Source organism: Nocardia aobensis NBRC 100429, assembly GCF_000308375.1.
Taxonomy (GTDB): Bacteria; Actinomycetota; Actinomycetes; order Mycobacteriales; family Mycobacteriaceae; genus Nocardia; species Nocardia aobensis.
Map to the genome: position 1 here is coordinate 33,492 of NZ_BAFQ01000178.1, position 20,600 is coordinate 54,091.

The 20,600-nt window shown below is 69.4% G+C and carries 8 protein-coding genes (1 of these 8 only partly in view); 3 read left to right on the forward strand and 5 right to left on the reverse strand.

The features are described 5' to 3' along the window. Together RJ03_RS23200 and cobM are read right to left on the reverse strand one after the other, a co-directional pair. A protein-coding gene (locus tag RJ03_RS23200; protein ID WP_036505730.1) for a non-ribosomal peptide synthase/polyketide synthase crosses the window boundary here: on the reverse strand, positions 1-14,272 show its 5' portion. The gene continues 29,777 nt to the left of window position 1, outside the view; the window shows 14,272 of its 44,049 coding nt (coding positions 1-14,272); it begins with the start codon at positions 14,270-14,272; the stop codon falls past the left edge of the window. Between the two features lie 393 nt (positions 14,273-14,665). Further along, positions 14,666-15,433: a precorrin-4 C(11)-methyltransferase gene (gene cobM, locus RJ03_RS23205; RefSeq protein ID WP_036505715.1), complete on the reverse strand. Its 768-nt coding sequence runs from the start codon at positions 15,431-15,433 to the stop codon at positions 14,666-14,668. Between the two features lie 163 nt (positions 15,434-15,596). Here cobM and RJ03_RS38505 point away from each other — a divergent pair, with 163 nt between their 5' ends. Beyond that, entirely contained in the window at positions 15,597-16,271 is a 675-nt protein-coding gene (locus tag RJ03_RS38505; protein ID WP_232329502.1) for a cupin domain-containing protein, read from the forward strand. 30 nt (positions 16,272-16,301) lie between these two features. Here the strand turns inward: RJ03_RS38505 and RJ03_RS23215 are convergent, their stop codons facing one another. The 3 genes from RJ03_RS23215 to RJ03_RS23225 all read right to left on the reverse strand — a co-directional run bounded on the left by RJ03_RS23215 (position 16,302) and on the right by RJ03_RS23225 (position 18,639). Further along, positions 16,302-16,727, reverse strand: a complete 426-nt coding sequence (locus tag RJ03_RS23215) for a PPOX class F420-dependent oxidoreductase (protein WP_036505732.1) — start codon at positions 16,725-16,727, stop codon at positions 16,302-16,304. A 98-nt stretch (positions 16,728-16,825) separates the two neighbouring features. Continuing rightward, entirely contained in the window at positions 16,826-17,443 is a 618-nt protein-coding gene (locus tag RJ03_RS23220; protein ID WP_036505716.1) for a response regulator, read from the reverse strand. Beyond that, positions 17,440-18,639 (reverse strand): sensor histidine kinase, encoded by a 1,200-nt coding sequence (locus RJ03_RS23225; RefSeq protein WP_051025149.1) that lies wholly within the window; start codon positions 18,637-18,639, stop codon positions 17,440-17,442. The genes RJ03_RS23220 and RJ03_RS23225 overlap by 4 nt, the downstream gene beginning before the upstream one ends. 129 nt (positions 18,640-18,768) lie before the next feature. On the opposite strand from RJ03_RS23225, the gene RJ03_RS23230 reads away from it, so the two are divergent. Next, positions 18,769-19,818, forward strand: a complete 1,050-nt coding sequence (locus tag RJ03_RS23230; RefSeq protein ID WP_036505717.1) for an FtsX-like permease family protein — start codon at positions 18,769-18,771, stop codon at positions 19,816-19,818. Positions 19,819-19,843: 25 nt separating this feature from the next. After that, entirely contained in the window at positions 19,844-20,572 is a 729-nt protein-coding gene (locus RJ03_RS23235) for an ABC transporter ATP-binding protein (protein ID WP_036505718.1), read from the forward strand. Positions 20,573-20,600: the final 28 nt, after the last annotated feature.

The window sequence follows — 20,600 nt, forward strand, 5'->3', positions numbered from 1 at the left end:
TCCACGACAGGGCCAGCCCCGCGCCGTCGGCGGCATCGCCGACGGTCAGCTGGATATCGAATTTCGCCATTCCCGGATCGGCGTCGACGACCGCGAGATCCAGGCCGGGCAGGGCGGCCGTGGTGGCGTCGCGCTGTCCGGTGGCCTCGAAGGTCAACGCGACCTGGAACAGCGGATGATGCGCCTGGGAACGCACCGGGCTGAGCACGTCCACCAGCCGCTCGAACGGCACGTCGGCGTTGGCGAAGGCGGCCAGGTCGGTCCGGCGCACCTCGCCGAGCAACTCCGCGAACGTGGCATCCGGGCGCACCGGAGTGCGCAGCACGAGCGTGTTGACGAACATGCCGATGAGGTCGTCGAGTGCGCGTTCACCGCGACCCGCGATCGGCGTGCCGATGGCGACGTCGGTGCTGCCCGACAGCCGCGCCGCCCAGGTGGCCAGCGCCGCGTGCATCAGCATGAACAGCGTCACGCCGTGGGCGCGCGCGTACTCGGTGAGCCGTGCGTGCAGGTCGGCGTCGATCGAGAACTCGTGTGTCGCACCGGCATTGGTGGCGATCTCCGGGCGCGGGCGATCGGCCGGCAACTCGATCTGCTCGGGCAGATCGCGCAATTGCTCGGTCCAGTAGGCGATCTGGCGAGCCGCGACCGATTCCGGATCGCCCTCGGCGCCGAGCACCTCGCGCTGCCACAGCGCGTAATCCGCGTACTGCACCGGCAGCGGCGCCCACTGCGGGGACTCGCCGCGCGAGCGCTCGGAGTAGGCGGCGACCACATCACGCAGCAGCGGGCGCAGCGAGAAGCCGTCCCCGGCGATGTGGTGCATGACCAGCACGACCACGTGCTCGTGCGGGCCGACCTCGAGCAGGGTGGCCCGGAACGGGACCTCGGCGGTCACGTCGAAGAAGACATTGACCAATTCCGCCACGCGCGCGGGCACATCGCCGGCGTCCACCGTCTCGGTGGCGAGTTCGACACCGGCGGCCTGCGCGGACAGCACCCGCTGGTAGCCGTCACCGGCGATCTCCGGGTACACGGTGCGCAGCGATTCGTGCCGCGCGACCACGTCGCGCACGGCCGCGGCGAAGGCCTCGCGGTCCAGCGCGCCGGTCAGCCGGATCGCGACCGGGATGTTGTTGACCGCGGTGCGGTTGTCGAACCGGTTGAGGAACCACATCCGCTGCTGAGCGGGCGAGAGCGGGACCAGTTGCGCGGTCTCGCCGTCCGGGAGCGCGACGGGCTCGGGCCGCGGCTGCGCGGTCAGCGCGAGCCGGCCGCCCTGTCCCGCTTGGGTTTCCAGTCGCGCGGCCAGCGCCGCGACCGTGGAGGCCTCGAACAGGGTGCGGACCCCGACCTCGGTGTCGAGCGCCGCGCCCAGCCGGGCCGCGACCTGGGTGGCGAGCAGCGAGTTGCCGCCCAGTTCGAAGAAGTCGTCGTCCAGGCCCACGCGGTCCAGGCCGAGGATTTCGGCGATCACGTCGGCGACGGACTGTTCCACCGAGGTGCTGGGCGCGCGGAACACCTTGGCCGCGAAGGTCGGCGCCGGTAGCGCCTTGCGGTCCAATTTGCCGGAGGCGTTGAGCGGGAAGCTGTCGAGCACCACGAAGGCCGCCGGCACCATGTACGCCGGAAGTTGTTCGGCCAGCGCGGATTTCACCGCGTCGACCGCGATCTCGGCGCCCGGGGCGGCGATCAGGTAGGCGACCAGCTGATCGCCGGTGCGATCGTCGGAGCGCACCACCACCACGGCCTGCCCCACCGATGCGACGGCGGTCAGCGCGGATTCGATCTCCCCGAGTTCGATGCGCAGGCCGCGCACCTTCACCTGGAAGTCGGTGCGGCCGAGGTATTCGAGCTCACCGGATTCGGTCCAGACCACCAGGTCACCGGTGCGGTACATCCGCTCACCGGCCCCGAACGGATTGGCCACGAAGCGGTCCGCGGAAAGATCCGGCCGCGCCACATATCCGCGGGCCAGCTGTGCGCCCGCCAGATACAGCTCACCCGCGACACCCACCGGAACCGGCTGCAGCCGCGCGTCCAGCACGTAGACCTGGGTGTTGAACACCGGCGCACCGATCGGCACCGACGCCGCATCCGCGTCGACGACCTCGTGATAGGTGACGTCGACCGCGGCCTCGGTCGGGCCGTAGAGGTTGTGCAGGCGCGCGCCGGTCAGGCGGCGCAACTGCTGTGCGGTGGTGCCGGGCAGCGCCTCACCCGAGGCGAAGACGTTGCGCAGACCGGTGCATTCGGCCGCGGCCGGCTCGCCGACGAAGACCGCGAGCATGGACGGCACGAAGTGAATGACCGTCACGCCCTCGCGCACGATGACCTCGGCCAGATAGGCCGGGTCGCGATGTCCGTCCGGTCGCGCCACCACCAGGCGCGCACCGACCTGCAAGGGCCAGAAGAACTCCCACACCGACACGTCGAAGGTGGCCGGGGTCTTCTGCAGCACCACATCGTCGGCGGCCAGGCCGTACTGGGCATGCATCCACACCAGGCGGTTCACGATCGCGGTGTGCGGAACGGCCACGCCCTTCGGGCGGCCGGTGGAGCCGGAGGTGAAGATCACGTAGGCGGTATTGCCCGGTCGCAGCGGCGCGGTCCGGTCCGCGTCGGTCAGCGGCGCGTCCGAATATCCGGACAGCTCGAGCCGATCGATACGCACCTCGGGCGCGATATCGCTTGCGGTGGAAGCATTTTCGCGCAGCGCCTCGCCCGAGGTCAGCACACAGACCGGACGGGCGGTGTCGAGGATGTAGTCGGTGCGCTCGGCCGGATGATCCGGATCCAGCGGCACATAGGCGCCACCGGCGGCGGCCACGGCGTACATGCCGACCACCAGATCGATCGACCGCCGCATCCCCAGAGCGACCAGCGACTCGGGTCCGACACCCTGGTCGACGAGCCAGCGGGCGAGCCGGCGCACGCGAGCGGCGAACTCGGCGTAGGACAGACTCGTCCCCTCGAAGATCACCGCGGTCGCGTCCGGCGTGCGCGCGACCTGAGCCTCGAACAGCGAGACCAGCGTCGCGGCGGCGTCGTCGGACACCGTCGGCAGCGCGGCATCGATCGGGAATTCGGTGTCGTTCCAATGCCGCAGCACCAGAGCGTTCTCGGTGGCGTCGAGGACCGGCAGGGCGCCCACGCCGACCGACGGATCCGCGGCCACGGCCTGCAGCACGCGCAGGAAGCGACGGGCGAACGATTCGGCGAACACCTGGTCGAACAGATCGGTCGCGAAGACCAGTTCGGCGGCCATCTCCGCGCCGGCGGCGGCGTCCGCGCCGGTGCCGACCGGACCCTCGCTCAGCGTCAGCTGCAGATCGAATTTCGCCGTCTGCGAATCGATTCCGAGTTCCGCGACGGTCAGTCCGGGCAGCTCCAGGGCGGTACGGCCGAGGTTCTGGAAGGACAGCATCACCTGGAACAGCGGATGCCGCGCCTGCGAACGCGCCGGGTTGAGCACCTCGACCAGCCGCTCGAACGGCACGTCGGCGTGGGCGAAGGCCGACAGGTCGCGCTCGCGGACCTGGGCCAGCAGTTCGGTGAACCGCGCACCCGGGTCGACCTGCGCGCGCAGCACCAGGGTGTTGACGAACATGCCGACCAGATCGTCGAGGGCTCGCTCACCGCGACCGGCGACCGGAATACCCACGGCGATGTCGTCGGTGCCGCTCAACCGCGCCAGCAGCGCGGCGAAGGCGCCGTGCACCACCATGAACAGCGTGCTCTGCTGCCCCTGCGCGACCCGGTTCAGCCCGTCGACCAGTTCACCCGGCACCCGGAACCGGTAGGTCCCGGCCTCGTAGCTGGCGACGGCCGGCCGCGGACGGGTCGACAGCCGCAGTTCGTCGGGCAGGCCGTTGAGCGCGTTGTGCCAGTACCCGAGTTGTTCGGAGATGACCGACCGCGGATCGTCCTCCGAACCCAGCGATTCCCGTTGCCACAGTGCGTAATCCGCGTACTGCACGGGCAGCGGCGCCCAGCCGGGCTCCGATCCCGCGGTGCGGGCCAGGTAGGCGGTGATCAGATCGCGCACCAGCGGGGTCATCGAGAAACCGTCGGTGGCGATGTGGTGGACCACCACGACCAGCACATGGTCGGCGTCGCCGAGGCGGTACAGCCGCAACCGGGTCGGCGGCACGGCGGTGACATCGAAACCGCGGCCGACGAATTCGGTCAGCGCGGCCGGCAGGTCCGCCTCGGTGGTATCGACCACGTCCAGCTCGGGTACGGCCCGGGTCGCGGGCAGGATCTGCTGGTAGGCCAGGCCCTCGTGCGAGGGGTAGATCGTGCGCAGCGATTCGTGCCGGGCCACCACGTCCGCGATCGCGGTACGCAGCGCGTCGACATCGAGTTCACCGGTCAGCCGCACCGCGGCCGGAATGTTGTTGGTCGCCGAATCGGTGTCGAAGCGGTTGAGGAACCACATCCGCTGCTGCGCCAGCGACAGCGGCGGGAATTCCGGGCGAGTGCGCGGCGTAAGGGCCTGGCGCACACCGGATCCCACCTGGGATTCGACGCGCGCGGCCAAACCGGCCACGGTCGGCGCCTCGAAGACGGTGCGCACGCCGACCTCGGCGTCCAGCGCCGCACTCAGCCGCGCCACCACCTGGGTGGCGATCAGCGAGTTGCCGCCCAGATCGAAGAAGTCGTCGTCCACACCGACCGGCCGCTCACCGGTATCGAGGCCGAGTACGTCGGCGAAGGTCGCCGCGACGATCTCCTCGACCGGCGTCGACGGCGCCCGGAATTCGCGGGCCGCGAACACCGGCTCCGGCAGCGCGCGCCGGTCCAGTTTGCCGTTGGGATTCAGCGGCATCGCGTCCAGCGTGACGATCGCGGCCGGAACCATGTACGACGGCAGCAGCTGCGACAGATGTGCGCGCAGCACCTCCAGGTCCACCACGCCGCCGGCCGGCACCACGTAGGCGACGAGCTGATCGCCCAGACGCGCGTCCGAACGCACCACCGCGACCGCCTGGGCCACGGATTCGTGTGCGGTGAGGGCGGATTCGATCTCCCCGAGCTCGATGCGCAGACCGCGCACCTTCACCTGGAAGTCGGTGCGGCCCAGGTACACGATCGCACCGTCGGCGCCGCGGCGCACCAGGTCACCGGTGCGGTACATCCGGGAGCCGTAGTCGGCGAACGGATTCGCGACGAAGCGGTCCGCGGTCAGATCGGCCCGGCCCAGATAGCCGCGGGCCAGCTGATCGCCCGCGAGATACAGCTCACCCGCGACACCCGGCGGCACCGGATGCAGCCGCGCGTCCAGCACATAGGCCTGCGCGTTCCACACCGGCAGACCGATCGGGACCGCACCGCGCACATCGTCGGCCACCGCGGCATGGGTGGCGTGCACGGTGAATTCGGTGGGACCGTACAGGTTGTACAGCCCTGCCGTGCCGACCCGGCGGAACGCCTCGACCGCATCGGAGGTGAAGGCCTCGCCGGCGACGAACAGCGCGCGCAGCGAGTTGAGCGCGGAACTGTCGACGGCGCCGGAGAAGACGGTCAGCATCGAGGGCACGAACGAGGTCATGGTGACCTGCTCGGCGGCGATCACATAGGCGAGATAGCGCGGATCGCGGTGCCCGTCGGGGGTGGCCACGACCATCCGGCCACCGACCGACAGCGGCGCGAACAACTCCCATACCGAGACGTCGAAGGTGGCGGGCGTCTTGAACAACACCACATCGTCGGCGCCGATGCCGTATTCGCCGGTGATCCAGCGAATCTGGTTCACCACCGCGGAATGCGGGACGGACACGCCCTTCGGGCGGCCGGTCGAACCGGAGGTGAAGATCGTGTACGCCGGATTCGACGGGCGCAGCGGGGCGAGGCGATCCGCGTCGGTCAGCGGCTCGTCGGAGTAGTCCGCGAGATCCAGCTCGTCCAGGCGCAGAACCGGGCGGTCACCGGCCTCCAGGTCACCCGCGTTCGCCGCGGTGGTCAGCACGCAGACCGGTTCGGCGGTGTCGAGTACGTAGCCGATGCGGTCGGCGGGCTGGTCCAGGTCCAGCGGCACATAGCCGCCGCCGGCCTCGAGCACCGCGTACATGGCGACCACCAGGTCCGTCGAGCGCCGCAGTGCCAGCGCCACCCGCGCCTCGGGACCCACGCCCGCCTCGACCAGCCGCCGCGCCAACCGGCGCACGCGGGCGCCGAATTCGGCGTAGGTCAGGCTCTCGCCGGCCTCGCGATCCACCACCGCGACCGCCTCCGCGTGGGTGCGGGCGGCCTCGGCGAACAGCTCGGGAAGCAGTGTCGCGGAACCGATCTCGCGCGAGGTGTAGTTCCACTCACGCAGTTCCCGATCGGCCTCGAGCGCATCGATCAGCGCGATGTCGCCGATGGGGCGGTCCGGATCGGCCACCACCGCGGCCAGCACCCGGTCCAGGCGCTTGGCGAATCCGGCGATCGTCGGCTCGTCGAAAAGGTCGAGCGCATAAGAGAATTCGGCGGACATACCCGCCGCCACACCCTCGGCGTCCGGTGCCTCCTGCAGGGTCAGCTGGAGATCGAACTTCGCCAGCCGGGCGTCGTAGTCGATTCCGTTGACCGACAGGCCCGGCAGCTCCAGGCTGGCGTGGCGGATGTTCTGGAAGGCCAGCATCACCTGGAACAGCGGATGCCGCGCCTGCGAACGGGCCGGGTTGAGCACCTCGACCAGCCGCTCGAACGGCACGTCGGCGTGTGCGAAGGCCTGCAGATCGGTGTTGCGGGCCTGGGCCAGCAGTTCGGCGAAGGTCATGCCGCCGTCGACGTTCGTGCGCAACACCAGCGTGTTGACGAACATGCCGATCAGATCGTCGAGCGCGGCCTCACCACGACCGGCGACCGGCGTGCCGATCGCGATATCGGAGGTACCCGACAGCCGCGCCAGCAGGATCGCCAGCGCGCCGTGCACCACCATGAACGGCGAGGCGTTGTGGGTGCGGCCGAGGTCGGCCAGGCGCCGCTGGGTTTCCGGCGAGATGACGAACGAATAGGTGCCACCGCGATACGACGCCACCGCCGGGCGCGGCCGGTCGGCCGGCAGCACCAGTTCGTCGGGCAGGTCGGCGAGTTCGCGGGTCCAGTACCGAATCTGGTTGGAGATCAACGAGTTCGGATCGTCCTCCGAACCCAGTACCTCGCGCTGCCACAGCGCGTAGTCGGCGTACTGCACCGGCAGTTCGGTCCAGGCCGGCTGCTCCCAGTTGGTGCGCGCGGCGTAGGCGACCATCACGTCGCGGGCCAGCGGATGCATCGACCAGCCGTCGGCGGAGATGTGGTGCACCACCATACCGAGCACGTACTCGGTTTCGCTGATCTCGAAAAGCCGGGCGTGCAACGGCACTTCGTTGGTCACGTCGAACGACATGGAGGCCAGTTCGACGAGGTGGTCGATCAGATTGTGCTCGGTCACCGGCACCGGGGTCAGGTCCGGCACGATCTGCGCGGCGTCGAGCACGACCTGCACCGGCGCACTGCCGGTCTCCGGGAACACCGTGCGCAGCGACTCGTGGCGGTCGATCACGTCGATGACGGCGACCTGCAGGGCGGCCACGTCCAATTCACCCGAGAGCCGCATGGCGACCGGGATGTTGTTGACCGCCGAGGAGGTGTCGTAGCGGTTGAGGAACCACATCCGCTGCTGGGCGAGCGAGAGCGGCACCTGCTCGGGCCGCTCGCGCGCGACCAGGGATTTGCGCGCGCCGTCACCGGCATGCGATTCCACCCGGGCGGCCAGCGCGGTGACGGTACTGGCCTCGAACAGCATGCGCACCGGCACCCGGGTGTCGAGTGCGCTGCCGAGCCGCGAGGCGACCTGGGTGGCGATCAGCGAGTTGCCGCCCAGATCGAAGAAGTCGTCGTCGGCGCCGACGCGCGCCAGCCCCAGCACCTCGCCGAAGATCTGGGCGACAATCTCCTCGATCGGCGTTGCGGGCGTACGGAATTCGCGCACCTCGAACACCGGGGCGGGCAGCGCCTTGCGATCCAGCTTCCCGGAGGCGTTGAGCGGGAACTCGTCCAGCGCCACGACCGCCGAGGGCACCATGTAGCTCGGCAGGCGCTCGCGCAGTGCGGCCTGGATGTCGGCGGTCTCGACCGACTCGTCGGCGGCCACCACATAGGCGACCAGCTGGTCACCGGTGACGGTGTCGATCACCAGCACGGCGGCCTGGTTCACGTCCGGCAGTTCGGTCAGCGCCGATTCGATCTCACCGAGTTCGATGCGCTGGCCGCGGAATTTGACTTGGAAGTCGGTGCGGCCGATGTATTCGAGAACGCCGGGCTCGCCGCCGGGACGTTCCTTCCAGCGCACCAGGTCACCGGTGCGGTACAGGCGTGCTCCGGGCTCCCCGAACGGATCGGCGACGAACCGCTCCGCGGTCAGATCCGGACGGTGGCGGTAGCCGCGCGCGATCTGCGCGCCACCCAGATACAGCTCACCGGCCACTCCGGCCGGTACCGGCTGCAGCCCCTCGTCCAGCACGTAGGCCCGGGCGTTCCACACCGGGCGGCCGATCGGCACCGCACCACCGTTCACCGCGCCGACCGGCCACGCCGTGGCGTTGACGGTGAATTCGGTGGGGCCGTACAGGTTGTAGACCGCCGCGCCGCTGAAGCGCCGGAACAGCGCCACCGTGGCCGGCGCGAGCGCCTCACCACCCACGAAAATGGCTCGCAGCGAGGTGCATTCGGATGCGGGCGCGGTGGCCGCGAACACGGCCAGCAGCGACGGCACGAACGAGGTCATGGTGACCTGATGCCGCCAGATGACCTCGGACTGGTACAGCGGATCGCGATGCCCGTCCGGCGCGGCGACGATCACCTTGGCGCCGACGGCCAGCGTCGCGAACAGTTCCCACAGCGAGGCGTCGAAGGTGAACGGCGTCTTGTGCAGCACGACGTCGACGTCGCTGATGCCGCTCTCGCTGATCTTCCAGGAGATCTGGTTGACCATCGCGGCGTGGTCGACCGCCACACCCTTGGGCCGGCCGGTGGAGCCGGAGGTGTACAGCACGTACGCGAGGTTGCCGGGCCGCAGCGCCGCACGACGCTCGGCGGCGGCGCCCGGGCCGGCCTCGAAGCCCGCGAGATCGACGGTGTCGATCTCGAGCACCGGGCATTCGGTGGTCGACACCTCGTCGCGGGAGGTGGTCAGCAGCACCACCGGGCGCGAATTGGCGAGGACGTATTCGGTGCGCTCGGCCGGGTGGTCGGGATCGATCGGCACATACCCGCCGCCGGCGGCGAGCACGGCGTAGATCGCCACGAACATGTCGATCGAGCGGCGGATGCCGACGGCGACGAGTTCGTCCGGGCCGACGCCGGACTCGATCAGCTTGCGCGCCAAGCGGTTCACCCGCTCGGCGAACTCACCGTAGGTGATCTCCCCGGCCGGTTCGACCGCCCCGATCGAGCGCTCGCCCGGGTCGAACAGCAGCGCGGTCGCGTGCGGCCGGATGCGCACCTGTTCGTAGAACAGATCCAGCACCGTGGCGAGCGCGGGCACCTCGTGGGCGGTGTCGTTCCAGTCCACCAGCACGCGGTCGCGCTCGGCCGGATCGAAGACCTCGATATCGCGGACCAGCGTGTCCGGCCGGGCCACCACGGCTTCCAGTACCCGCAGATAGCGCCGATTGAATTCGGCGACGGTCGCGGCGTCGAACAGGTCGGTGGCATACGACAGCGCCGCCGCGATTCCGGCGGGTTCGCCGCGGCCGCCGCGCTGTTCGGTCAGCGTCCACAGCAGATCGAATTTGGCGATGTCGACATCGAGTTCGTCGGCGGTGACCGAGAGCCCGGGCAGTTCCAGGGCGGCGTGCGACATCTCCTGGAACGACAGCATCACCTGGAACAGCGGATGCCGGGCCTGCGAACGGGCCGGGTTCAGCACCTCGACCAGTCGCTCGAACGGCACGTCGGCGTGGGCGAAGGCCGACAGATCGGATTCCCGCGTGCGGGTGAGGAATTCGCTGAAGCGCTCGGCGCCGTCGACCTCCGACCGCAACACCAGCGTGTTGACGAACATGCCGATCAGATCGTCGAGGGCCTGTTCACCGCGGCCGGCGACCGGCGTGCCGATCGCGATGTCCCTGGTACCGGACAGCCGGGCGAGCAACGTCGCCAGGGCGCCGTGCAGCACCATGAACAGCGAAACACCCTGCGCCCGAGCCAGATCCGACAGCCGGGCGTGCAGGTCGGGATCGATGTCGAAGGTGACGCGGCTGCCGTGGAAGCTCTGCAGCGGCGGGCGCGGCCGGTCGGCCGGCAACTCGAGCTGATCCGGCAGTCCCGCCAAAGCCTCACGCCAGTAGGCGATTTCGCGAGCGGCGACCGATTCCGGATCGTCCTCGGCGCCGAGCACCTGACGCTGCCACAGCGTGTAGTCGATGTACTGCACCGGCAGCGGCGCCCACTGCGGAGCGTCGCCCTGCGCGCGCGCCAGATAGGCGGCGGCGACATCGCGGGCCAGCGGGCCGAAGGAGAAGCCGTCCGCCGCGATGTGGTGCACCACGAACGCCACCGCGTAGTCGTCGTCCACGCCGTCGGTGTCGGTCACGCGGTAGATGCGCACCCGGATCGGCAGTTCGCGCGAGACGTCGAAACCCGTGGAGGCGAATTCGGCCAGCACGCCGGGCAATTCGCCGCTGGCGATGGGCGCGACCGGAATGACGAAGTCGACCTCGTCGATCGGCACCACCAGCTGGTAGCCGCCGTCACCGGATTCCGGGAACACGGTGTGCAGCGATTCCTGGCGCTGCATCACGTCCAGCAGCGCCTTGCGCAGCGCGTCGATGTCGACGGTGCCGCGCAGCCGCACCACGAACGGCAGGTTGTAGGTGGGCGCGGCGGGGTCGAACTGGTTGATGAACCACATCCGCTGCTGCGCCAGCGACAGCGGCACCCGGTCCGGGCGATGCTGCGCGACCAGCGGCGGGCGCGCAGCGAAGTCGCCGTCGCCGCCGTGTTCGGCCGCGGCGTCGGCCCGGGCCGCGATACCGGCCACGGTGGGCGTCTCGAACAGCGCCCGCACACCCAGCTGCACGCCGAACGCGGCGGAGATGCGCGCGACGACCTGGGTCGCGACCAGCGAGTTACCGCCGAGGTCGAAGAAGTTGTCGTCCACACCGACCCGAGGCTGGCTCAGCACGTCGGCGAAGACGCCGGCGACGATCTCCTCGGCCTGGGTGCGCGGGGCGCGATATCCGGTCGCGTCGGCGCTGAACACCGGTTCGGGCAGCGCTTTGCGATCCAGCTTGCCGGAGGTGTTGAGCGGGAACGCGTCCAGCACCATGATCGCGGCGGGCACCATGTAGCTGGGCAGCTTCTCGGCCACGAACCGGGTGAGATCCGACCCGTCGATCGAATATCCCGGCGCCGGAACGACATACGCGACCAGCTGCTGACCGGTCGCGGTGTCGACCACCAGCACGACGGCCTGGCTGACCGCCGGATGGGCGAGCAGATCGGTTTCGATCTCGCCGAGCTCGATGCGCTGGCCACGGAACTTGACCTGGAAGTCGGTGCGGCCGATGTACTCCAGGACGCCGGTTCCGTCCGCGACCGCAGCGTCAGGCCCGGAGGCGGCAGCCTGCGTAACCACGGAGGGCCCGCGGAGGTCGCCTTCCACACTGCGGCGGCCCCAGCGCACCAGGTCACCGGTGCGGTACATCCGTTCGCCGGTGGTCCCGAAGGGGTTGGCGACGAACCGGTCCGAGGTCAGATCGGGCCGGCCGCGGTAACCGCGCGCCAGCTGCCGCCCACCCAGATACAGCTCACCCGGGGCGCCGATCGCGGCCGGACGCAACCGCGAGTCCAGCACGTAGACATCGACATTCCACTCCGGAATACCGATCGGAACCGTCGTGGTGTCGGCGGCGGTGGCCTCCCAGTAGGTCACCGAGACCGCGGCCTCGGTGGGGCCGTACAGGTTGTGCAGACCGGCATCCGGGTTGATCGCCCGGAACATCGCGGCGGTCTCCGGCGGCAGTGCCTCACCGATGACGAAAACCGCACGCAGCGAATCACATTGGCCCGCGGTGGCGTGCGAGGCGAAAACCGTCAGCATCGACGGCACGAAGTCGGTGACGGTCACCGCGTGCCGCTCGATCATCTGCGCGACGTAGACCGGGTCGCGATGGCCGTCCGGATCGGCGACCACCAGTTTCGCGCCGACCATCAGCGGCAGGAAGTAGCCCCACAGCGAGACGTCGAAGGTGGTGGCGGTCTTCTGCAGATAGACGTCGGCCTCGGTCAGGCCGTATTCGTGCAGCATCCACAGCTGCTGGTTGACGATCGCGTGGTGGGTGACCGCGACGCCCTTGGGCCGCCCGGTCGAACCGGAGGTGTAGATGACGTAGGCGGTGTTGTCCGGGCGCAGCGGGGCGAGCCGGTCGGCATCGGTGATCGGCGCATCGGACACACCTGTGGTGTCGAGCGTGTCGATCTGCATCTGCCGCACCGAATCCGGCAGGTCGACCTCGTCGGCGGAACTGGTGAGCACACAGACGGGCCCGGCGCTGTCGAGGATGTAGGCGGTGCGTTCGGCCGGGTGATCCGGGTCGATCGGCACATAGGCGCCACCGGCCTTCAGCACGGCGTGCATGCCGACGACCAGATCCAGCGACCGCCGCATCCCCAGTGCCACCAGCGATTCCGGGCCCACACCGTCGGCGATGAGGATCCGCGCCAGGCGGTTGACCCGGGCGCCGAATTCGGCGTAGGTCAGCGTGCTGCCCTGGAAGTCGATCGCGATCCGGTCGGGCGTGCGCGCGATCGCGGCGTCCAGCAGGGCCGAGAGCGTGGTGGTCGGCACGTCGTGAGCGGAGCGGTTCCAGCCGGTGACGGTGGCGTCCCGCTCGACGGCCGTGGTGATCGGCAGACCCCACAGCCGGTCCTGTTCACCCGCCTGCAGGAACCGGTCGAAGAACTCGAGGAAGCGCGAATGATGGTGGCGTGCTTCGTCTTCGGTGTAGAGATTCGGGTTGGTCTCGAAGTCGATCCGGGACCGCGCACCGCCCTCGGTCTGATAGAAGTTGACGCCGAGATCCTCGATGGAACCGGTGGAGAGCACATGCAAGCGGCCCGGCGTGTTGCCGAGTTTCAGCTCGTCCTGGAACAACATGATGTTGACCCAGGGGCCGAAGAACTCCGTCGTCACCACACCGTCGCCGACGCCCGCTTCGCGGCTCGCGGCGGCCGCGTCGCGGCGGATGTCCTCGTGCCGGTACCGCTGGTGCCGCAGCGCGCCGGAAACCTCCGTCTGCACGGACCTGAGCAGTTCGGCGACCGTGGTGTCGTGGCCGACGTGCAAGCGCAGCGGAACGATATTCGAGGTGGCGCCGCCCGAACGCCGCATCACCGCGGTGGTGCGCGCGGTGACCGGCAGGCTGAGGATCACGTCCTCGGCATCGGTCCACTGCGCCAGGTAGGCGGCGAAACCGGCGATCAGCAGGACGGACGGGGTGGAGTCGTGAGCTCGCACGGCCGCGGCGAGCAGATCGTTGCGCTCGTTCGACAGTGCCGCGCCGACCACGGTGTTCAGCGGTGCGGGCGGGGCATTGCGGCCGGCGAGGCTGGTGCCCTCCTCGAGTCCGGCGACCCGCTGCGCCCAGTGTTCCTTATCGGTCTGAAAGCGGGTGCTGTCGCGGTAGGCCAGCTCGGATTCGACGAGATCGCGCAGGTCGGAGGCCTTGAGCGGCTTCGGTTCGACCCCGTTGCGGTAGGCCGTGTAGCGCTCGGCGATCCGGTTCACCTGGTTCACCGCGCCGAAACCGTCGAGTGCGATGTGGTGGGCGCGGGAGTACCAGAACCAATGGTCGTCGGCGAGCTGCAATGCCACCGAACGCACCAGGCGGTCGGTGACCATATTCAACGGGTGGGCGATGTCGGCGCGCATCCACTCGTGCGCGGCGGCCTCCGGATCCTCGGCGTCACGCAGATCGACGTGGTCGACGCCGTCGCTGTCGGCGAGGGTGTGGTCGACGTACTGCAGTGGCTGACCGTCACGTTCGACGATGCGCACGAAGCCGGAACCCAGCTCGTGCGAGGCGTCCAGACTCGCGCGCGAGAGCACCTCGACGTCGATGTCGCCGCGCAGGTCGACGTACTGGGCGATGGTGATCGGCACCTGCGGATCCAGGTGCTGGGCGTACCAGATTCCGAGCTGCGCCGGCGACAGCGGGAACAGTTGATCCCCCGATACTGCCGCGGGCGTTACCTCGCCGCCAGCTTCGCCGTTTCCGCCGAAATCCAGCCGGTCCAACCCGTAACCTCGCTTCCGGAACGCCACGCAGCGCTCCCCGATGGCACACCGATGCCGACGCTCACCTCATCCGAGCGTGGCGTCCGGCATTCGGGGCTCACTTCGATTGCAATCAGACAAAAATGTTCATAGGACCTATCCGTCCGTCGGGCCGATCTTGTTACATGGGCCCGACCACACCCACCGGCCACGGATCGGCCTCGTTTCGAGATTCGCTGATGAACACCGAACCAATCTACCGCCAGGTACCGACAATGAGCCAAGAAGGGCGATAGCGCTCCGACATCAGCACTGGACTACGTTGTCCCGGCCACCTCGCGGTTCGGTCCGGCACTGGGAACCCGCTGGGAATCATCGGTTCCGAGTGACGGAAATCGCGGTCCGCGCGGTGGGTCACGCGCCGGGCCCGGACACGGGGTGCCGCTCCCGCCCGGGGTCGTAGAGATGCGACTGCGCACAGTCGAGCGCGGGGGTGAGCGCTTGCCCGACCAGTATCACCGCGGCCTGCCGCAACCCCGCCGCCTCCACCCGGCCGGCGATATCGGCGAGTGTCCCGCGCAGAATTCGCTGCTGGGGCTGGCTGGCCCGGTAGACCACCACGGCCGGACAGTCCGCGCCGTACTCGTCCGCCAGTTCCGCGGCCAGTTCCCGGATCCGCGTGATCGCCAGATGCAGCACCAGACTGGCCCGTGTCCGCGCGAAGTTCCCCAGCGCCTCCGACCCGGGCATCGCGGTCGAGCGTGCCTGCGTCCGCGTCAGCACCACCGACTGCACCACCTCCGGCACGGTCAGCTCACTGCCCAGGACCGCGGCCGCCGCCGCGTACGCCGGCACCCCCGGCGTCACATCCCAGGAGATGCCCAGTGCGTCGAGCCGCCGCGTCTGTTCGGTCAGCGCCGAATAGATCGACGGATCCCCCGAACACAGCCGAGCCACATCCTTGCCCGCGGCATCGGCCCGCGCACAGTGCGCGACGATCTCGTCCAGGTCCAGTCCCTGGGTATCGATCAGTTCCGCCTCCGGCGCGCAATGCGCCAGCACCTCGGGATCCAGATACGTCCCCGCATACAGGCACACCGGAGATTCCCGCAGCAACGCCACCGCCCGCAGCGTCAGCAGATCGGCCGCCCCGGGCCCCGCTCCGATGAAATGCACGGTCATGCCCGGATTCTAGGTGCCCGGCCGATCCCGAAAAGTTCAGCCCGGCCGCCCGCGCTCGATGCCGAGCGGGCAGGGTGGCGATCTCGTTGCAGCGCAGCTTCACCCGGGGCCGCGCGGCGTAAAATCATGCCCGGGGTCATCCACAACTTCGAAGGTGACCACGATGACGAAATTCGTTCAGACCATCGAGTTCAAGACCTCGCAGCTCGACGAGTTCAATCGCACGCTGGATCGGTGGCTGACCGCCACCGAGGGATCGCGTTCGGCGACGCACAGCATGGAAACCAGGGACCGCGACCACCCGGACACCTATCTGCAGATCGTGGAATTTCCCTCCTACGAGCAGGCCATGGCGAATTCCGCGCTGCCCGAGACGACCGGCTTCGCCGAAACCCTCGCCGCCCTGTGCGACGAGCCGGCGGTCTTCCGCAATCTCGACCTGGTGCGTGAGGACGATATGGACGGGGCGGCGGCGACGTCGTTGCTGGTGCGGAATTTCGATGCCGCCGACGAGACGCGGGAATTCGAATCCGGCAGCGGGCGCCTCGAGGTCGTGCAGGCGCCCTCCGGCGCGGTCGGCCGGGCCGTCTTCGAGCCGGGCTGGCGCTGGTCCACCCACGTCAAGCCGATCGCGGGAACCGACAGCTGCCAGGCCGCGCATATCGGGTACTGCGTGTCGGGGCGGCTGCACATCCGGATGGACGACGGCACCGAATGTGAGGTCGGCCCCGGAGATTTCATGCAGTGCCCGCCCGGCCACGATGCCTGGACCGTAGGCGAACAAGCCTGCGTGATGATCGACTGGGCCGCGGCCGGCGAGTACGCCCGGCGCCGCTGAGTTTCCTCCGGCTACCCGGTGTTCTTCCGGCTATCCGGTCATATTCAGCCCACCGAGGATCTTGTCCGGGCGCACCCGCACGACCAGTTCGCCGGGGACGGCGTTGCGGCGGCCGAATTCCTCGGCGCGGTCCGGACCCATGTACCGCGCGGCGATGGCGGTGGCGGTGCGCAGGAGTTCGGCGGGGTCCTCGGAGAGGGTGGCGACGCCTTGCACCTGGAAATAGGCGTACGGCGGTTCGTCGAGGTCCACGCAGAGGGCGACGCGGGGGTCGCGCGCCAGCGCCTTGCCCTTAGCGGTGGTCTTGCCGGTGTTGAAGACCAGGTCGTCACCGTCGAGGATGAACCACACCGGATTGACGATCGGGCGGCCGTCGGAGGCGACCAGAGCCAATTTGCCGGTACGGGTGCCGCCGGCGAGGAATTCCCGCACTTCGGGATCGGTGATGGAAGGCATGAGCACACCCTAGGAAGCGGCGGCCGGTGGGCGGGCCCCGACACGCGCCGACGGCCCCGGCCGCGCTCGACGTCGGCGCCGGATGCGCCGGCCGCCGTTCAGATGGCCCCGCGCTCGCGCGCCCGCGCCACCGCCGAGGTCCTCGATCTCACGCCCAGCTTCGAATAGATATGCACCAGATGGGATTTCACCGTCGTCTCGCTGAGGAACAGGTGTTTGCCGATATCGCGGTTGGAATGGCCGTCGGCGACCAGGCGCAGCACCTCGATCTCGCGGGCACTCAGGGTGGTGTCCGGTTTGCGGACGCGGGTCATCAGTTTGGAGGCGACCGAGGGCGACAGCACGCTTTCCCCCGCCGCCGCCGCGCGCACGGCGGCGAGGAGTTCCGGTGGCGGCGTGTCCTTGAGGATGTAACCACAGGCACCCGCCTCGATGGCGCCGAGGATATCGGCGTCGGTGTCGTAGTTGGTCACCACCAGGACGTTCGGCGGATCGGGCAGGGCGCGCAGGGCCAGGGTCGCGTCCACGCCGGATTTGCCGGGGCCGAAGCGCAGGTCCATCAGCACCAGATCGAGGTGTGTGGTGGTGCAGAAGGCTACGGCCTCCTCGGCGGTGGCGGCCTCCCCGACCACCGTGATGTCCTCGCCGGAATCCAGCAGGGCCCGTAGCCCGGCGCGGACGATGGCGTGGTCGTCGGCCAGCAGGAGACGTATCACGGCAGGTCCTCCCGCGAGATGAGCTCGGCGCCTGCGGTTTCCGAGTCGTGCAGCGGAAACGAGACGGTGACGGCGGTATGTCCCGGTTCGGATTCGACGTCCATGACACCGCCCTGCTGTTCGACGCGGCTGCGCATGGCGTTGAGGCCGAAGGTGCCGCCCCCGAAGACCGCGGGATCGATACCGACACCGTCGTCGACCACGTCGAGATGGACGGCGTCGTCACCGTAGGTGAGCGTGATCCGCATCCGGGCGGCGCGGGCGTGCCGCACCACGTTCGACACCGCGCCCTGCGCCACCCGCACCAGCGCGGCCTCGACGGGCATCGGCAACCGCATCGGGGTCCCCTCGACCACCGTGCGGGCGCTCAGCCCGGGGCCCTCGGCACGCCGGGCGATCCGTTCGAGCGCATCACTCAGCGATTGCCCCTCGAGCACCGCCGGGGTCAGGTCGCCGATCAACTGCCGGGTCTCTACCAGGTTGTCCGCGGCGGTCTCACGGGCGAGCCGGATCTGTTGCAGCGCGGGATGATCCGGCGCGTCGCGCTCGGCGGCATGCAGCAGCATCTGGATGCTGGACAGTCCCTGGGCGACGGTGTCGTGGATCTCCTGGGCCAGTCGTTCCCGTTCGGCGAGTTTGCCGGCGGTGCGTTCGCGTTCGGCGAGAGTGGCGCGGGTGGAGAGCAATTCGTCGATCAGCTGCTGGCGGTCGGCCGCCTCGCGGAACAGCGCCCGATAACCCAGGCCGATCGCGATGGCGACGATCGCGCCCAGGACCGGCCCGGCGATCCCGGGAACCGTCCACCCCTCGTGTAATCCCCACCCGACCACCGAGACGATCGTGGCGGCGACGACCGCGGCCAGTCCCCACAGTCGCGGCAGCAGATGCAGATAGAGGAAGAACAGTCCGAACACCAGGTAGACGGCCTCCGGAACCAGCACGATCAGCGCCAGCCACAGCACCGTGAGCCCGCCCAGCCACACCCGGGCCGCGACCGGACGCCCGCGCAGCAGCCCGCCCGCGAAGTAGACGACCAGGAACAGCGCCGCGAGCACGATCACCGCGGCGGTGGGCCGGGTGCCGTCGTCACCGGGAACGGCCGCCCGCACCATCACCACGACCACCAGCGCCGTCATCAACACATGCAGTCCTACCTGCAGTGCGGCGAAAACGGGGGTGAGTGGAGAGCGGTGCACGCTGCCAGCTTATGCGCGGTTATCGGGGCGGCATCCATCGAAAGGTGGAATCGGCACCCCACCGTCGGGCGGTCGCGAAGTGTCCGCGAAGGCGATGCCGACCGGCGGATTCACCGCGAGGGTGGAGATATGTTCGTCGCACTGCGAGATCTGCGGGCCGCCCGCGGCCGATTCCTCCTCATCACCCTGGTCGTCACCATGGTGGCCCTGCTGGTGAGCTTTCTGAGTGGACTCACGGCCGGACTCGCCCATCAGAATATTTCCGCCCTCGAGCGGCTGTCCGGCGGCAGCGTCGTCTTCGCCGATACCGGCGCCGACCCGTCGTTCGATTCCTCGGCGTTGACCGGCGAACAGGTGCAGCGCTGGCAGCGAGCCGGGGGAACCGTCGATCCGGTGGGCATCAGCCGTAGCCAGGCCGTCCGGGACGGGTCCGCGCCGACCCAGGTGGCGATATTCGGCGTCGACGGCACGGCGTTCGGCAATGAGGTGGTTACCCGCCCCGGCACCGTTGTGCTGAGTAAAGCCGCCGCCGAGGATCTCTCGGCCACCGCCGGTGAGCGCGTGTCGATCGGCGACCGGACCTTCACGGTCGCGGGGATCGGCGGCGACGACTGGTATGCGCACACCCCGGTGGTCTGGACGACGCTGTCCGACTGGCAGCAACTCGATCCGCGTGGCGGGGCGGCCACGATTCTGGTCGCCTCCGGGGTGACCGATACCGGTGCGGTGAACAGCGCCGCGCACACCCGCACGACGAGCGTCGACGGCGCACTGCAGGCGATCGGGTCCTATCGGGCCGAGAACGGTTCGCTCACGCTGATGACCGTGATGCTGTTCGTGATCTCCGCTCTGGTGATCGGTGCGTTCTTCACCGTCTGGACCATCCAGCGCACGCCGGATATCGCGACGCTGAAAGCGCTGGGCGCCACCACGACCGCACTGGTTCGCGACGCACTGGGGCAGGCCCTGATCGTGCTCCTACTCGGTGTCGGCGTCGGGGTCGGAGTGACCGCACTGGCCGGGGCGTTCCTCGGCGGGGCGGTGCCGTTCGTGCTCAGCGCCGCCACGACCGTGGTGCCCGCGCTGGCCCTGATCGGGCTCGGGCTGCTCGGTGCGGTGTTCGCCCTGCGCTTCCTCGTCACCACCGATCCGCTCACCGCGCTCAACAACTCTCGTTGATTCGATTACCGCACAGGAGCTTTCGATGACCACCACCCTGACCGTCTCCGATCTCACCCTCACGTTCCCCGACGGCGCCGGCCGCGTCACCGCCCTCGACCGGGTCGCACTGACCGTGCGCGGCGGCGAGATCGCGGCCATCACCGGCCCCTCGGGGTCGGGCAAATCCAGTCTGCTGGCGACGGTGTCGACGCTCGTGCGCCCGGATTCGGGCCGGATTCTGCTCGACACCGACGACGGCGGTGTCGACCTCGCCCGAGCGTCCCGGCGCGAGGCCGCGACCCTGCGCCGGGAACGCATCGGGATCGTGTTCCAGCAGCCCAATCTCATTCCGGCGCTGACCGCGGTCGAACAACTCGAGGTGATGCGGCATCTGGGCGGCCACACCGTCGTCTCACCGCGCCTGCGACGTCGAACCCGGGACAAGGCCATGGATCTCCTCGATGCCGTCGGGCTGCGCGGTCACGAGAAGAAGCGCCCGGCCCAGCTGTCCGGCGGTCAACGACAGCGCGTCGACATCGCCCGCGCTCTCATGCACGACCCCGCGCTGTTGGTCGTCGACGAGCCGACCAGCGCCCTCGACCAGGAACGCGGGGCCGCCGTCATCGACCTGATCCTCGGGGTCGTGCATACCCACTCCGCCGCCACCCTGCTGGTGACCCACGATCGCACCCACCTGCACCGCATGAACGCGGTCTACCGCATGGTCGACGGCCGGTTGTCGATGGACGAGGCCGGAGAGCTCGCCGCCTGATCACCCGCGGCCCGGATGCGGCGCGCCG

Coding starts and splice junctions, on each gene's coding strand:
- cobM (WP_036505715.1), bottom strand. CDS start 15,433: ATGACCGTGCATTTCATCGGAGCGGGGCCCGGGGCGGCCGATCTGCTG.
- RJ03_RS23230 (WP_036505717.1), top strand. CDS start 18,769: ATGTTCGTCGCACTGCGAGATCTGCGGGCCGCCCGCGGCCGATTCCTC.
- RJ03_RS23235 (WP_036505718.1), top strand. CDS start 19,844: ATGACCACCACCCTGACCGTCTCCGATCTCACCCTCACGTTCCCCGAC.
- RJ03_RS38505 (WP_232329502.1), top strand. CDS start 15,597: ATGACGAAATTCGTTCAGACCATCGAGTTCAAGACCTCGCAGCTCGAC.
- RJ03_RS23215 (WP_036505732.1), bottom strand. CDS start 16,727: ATGCCTTCCATCACCGATCCCGAAGTGCGGGAATTCCTCGCCGGCGGC.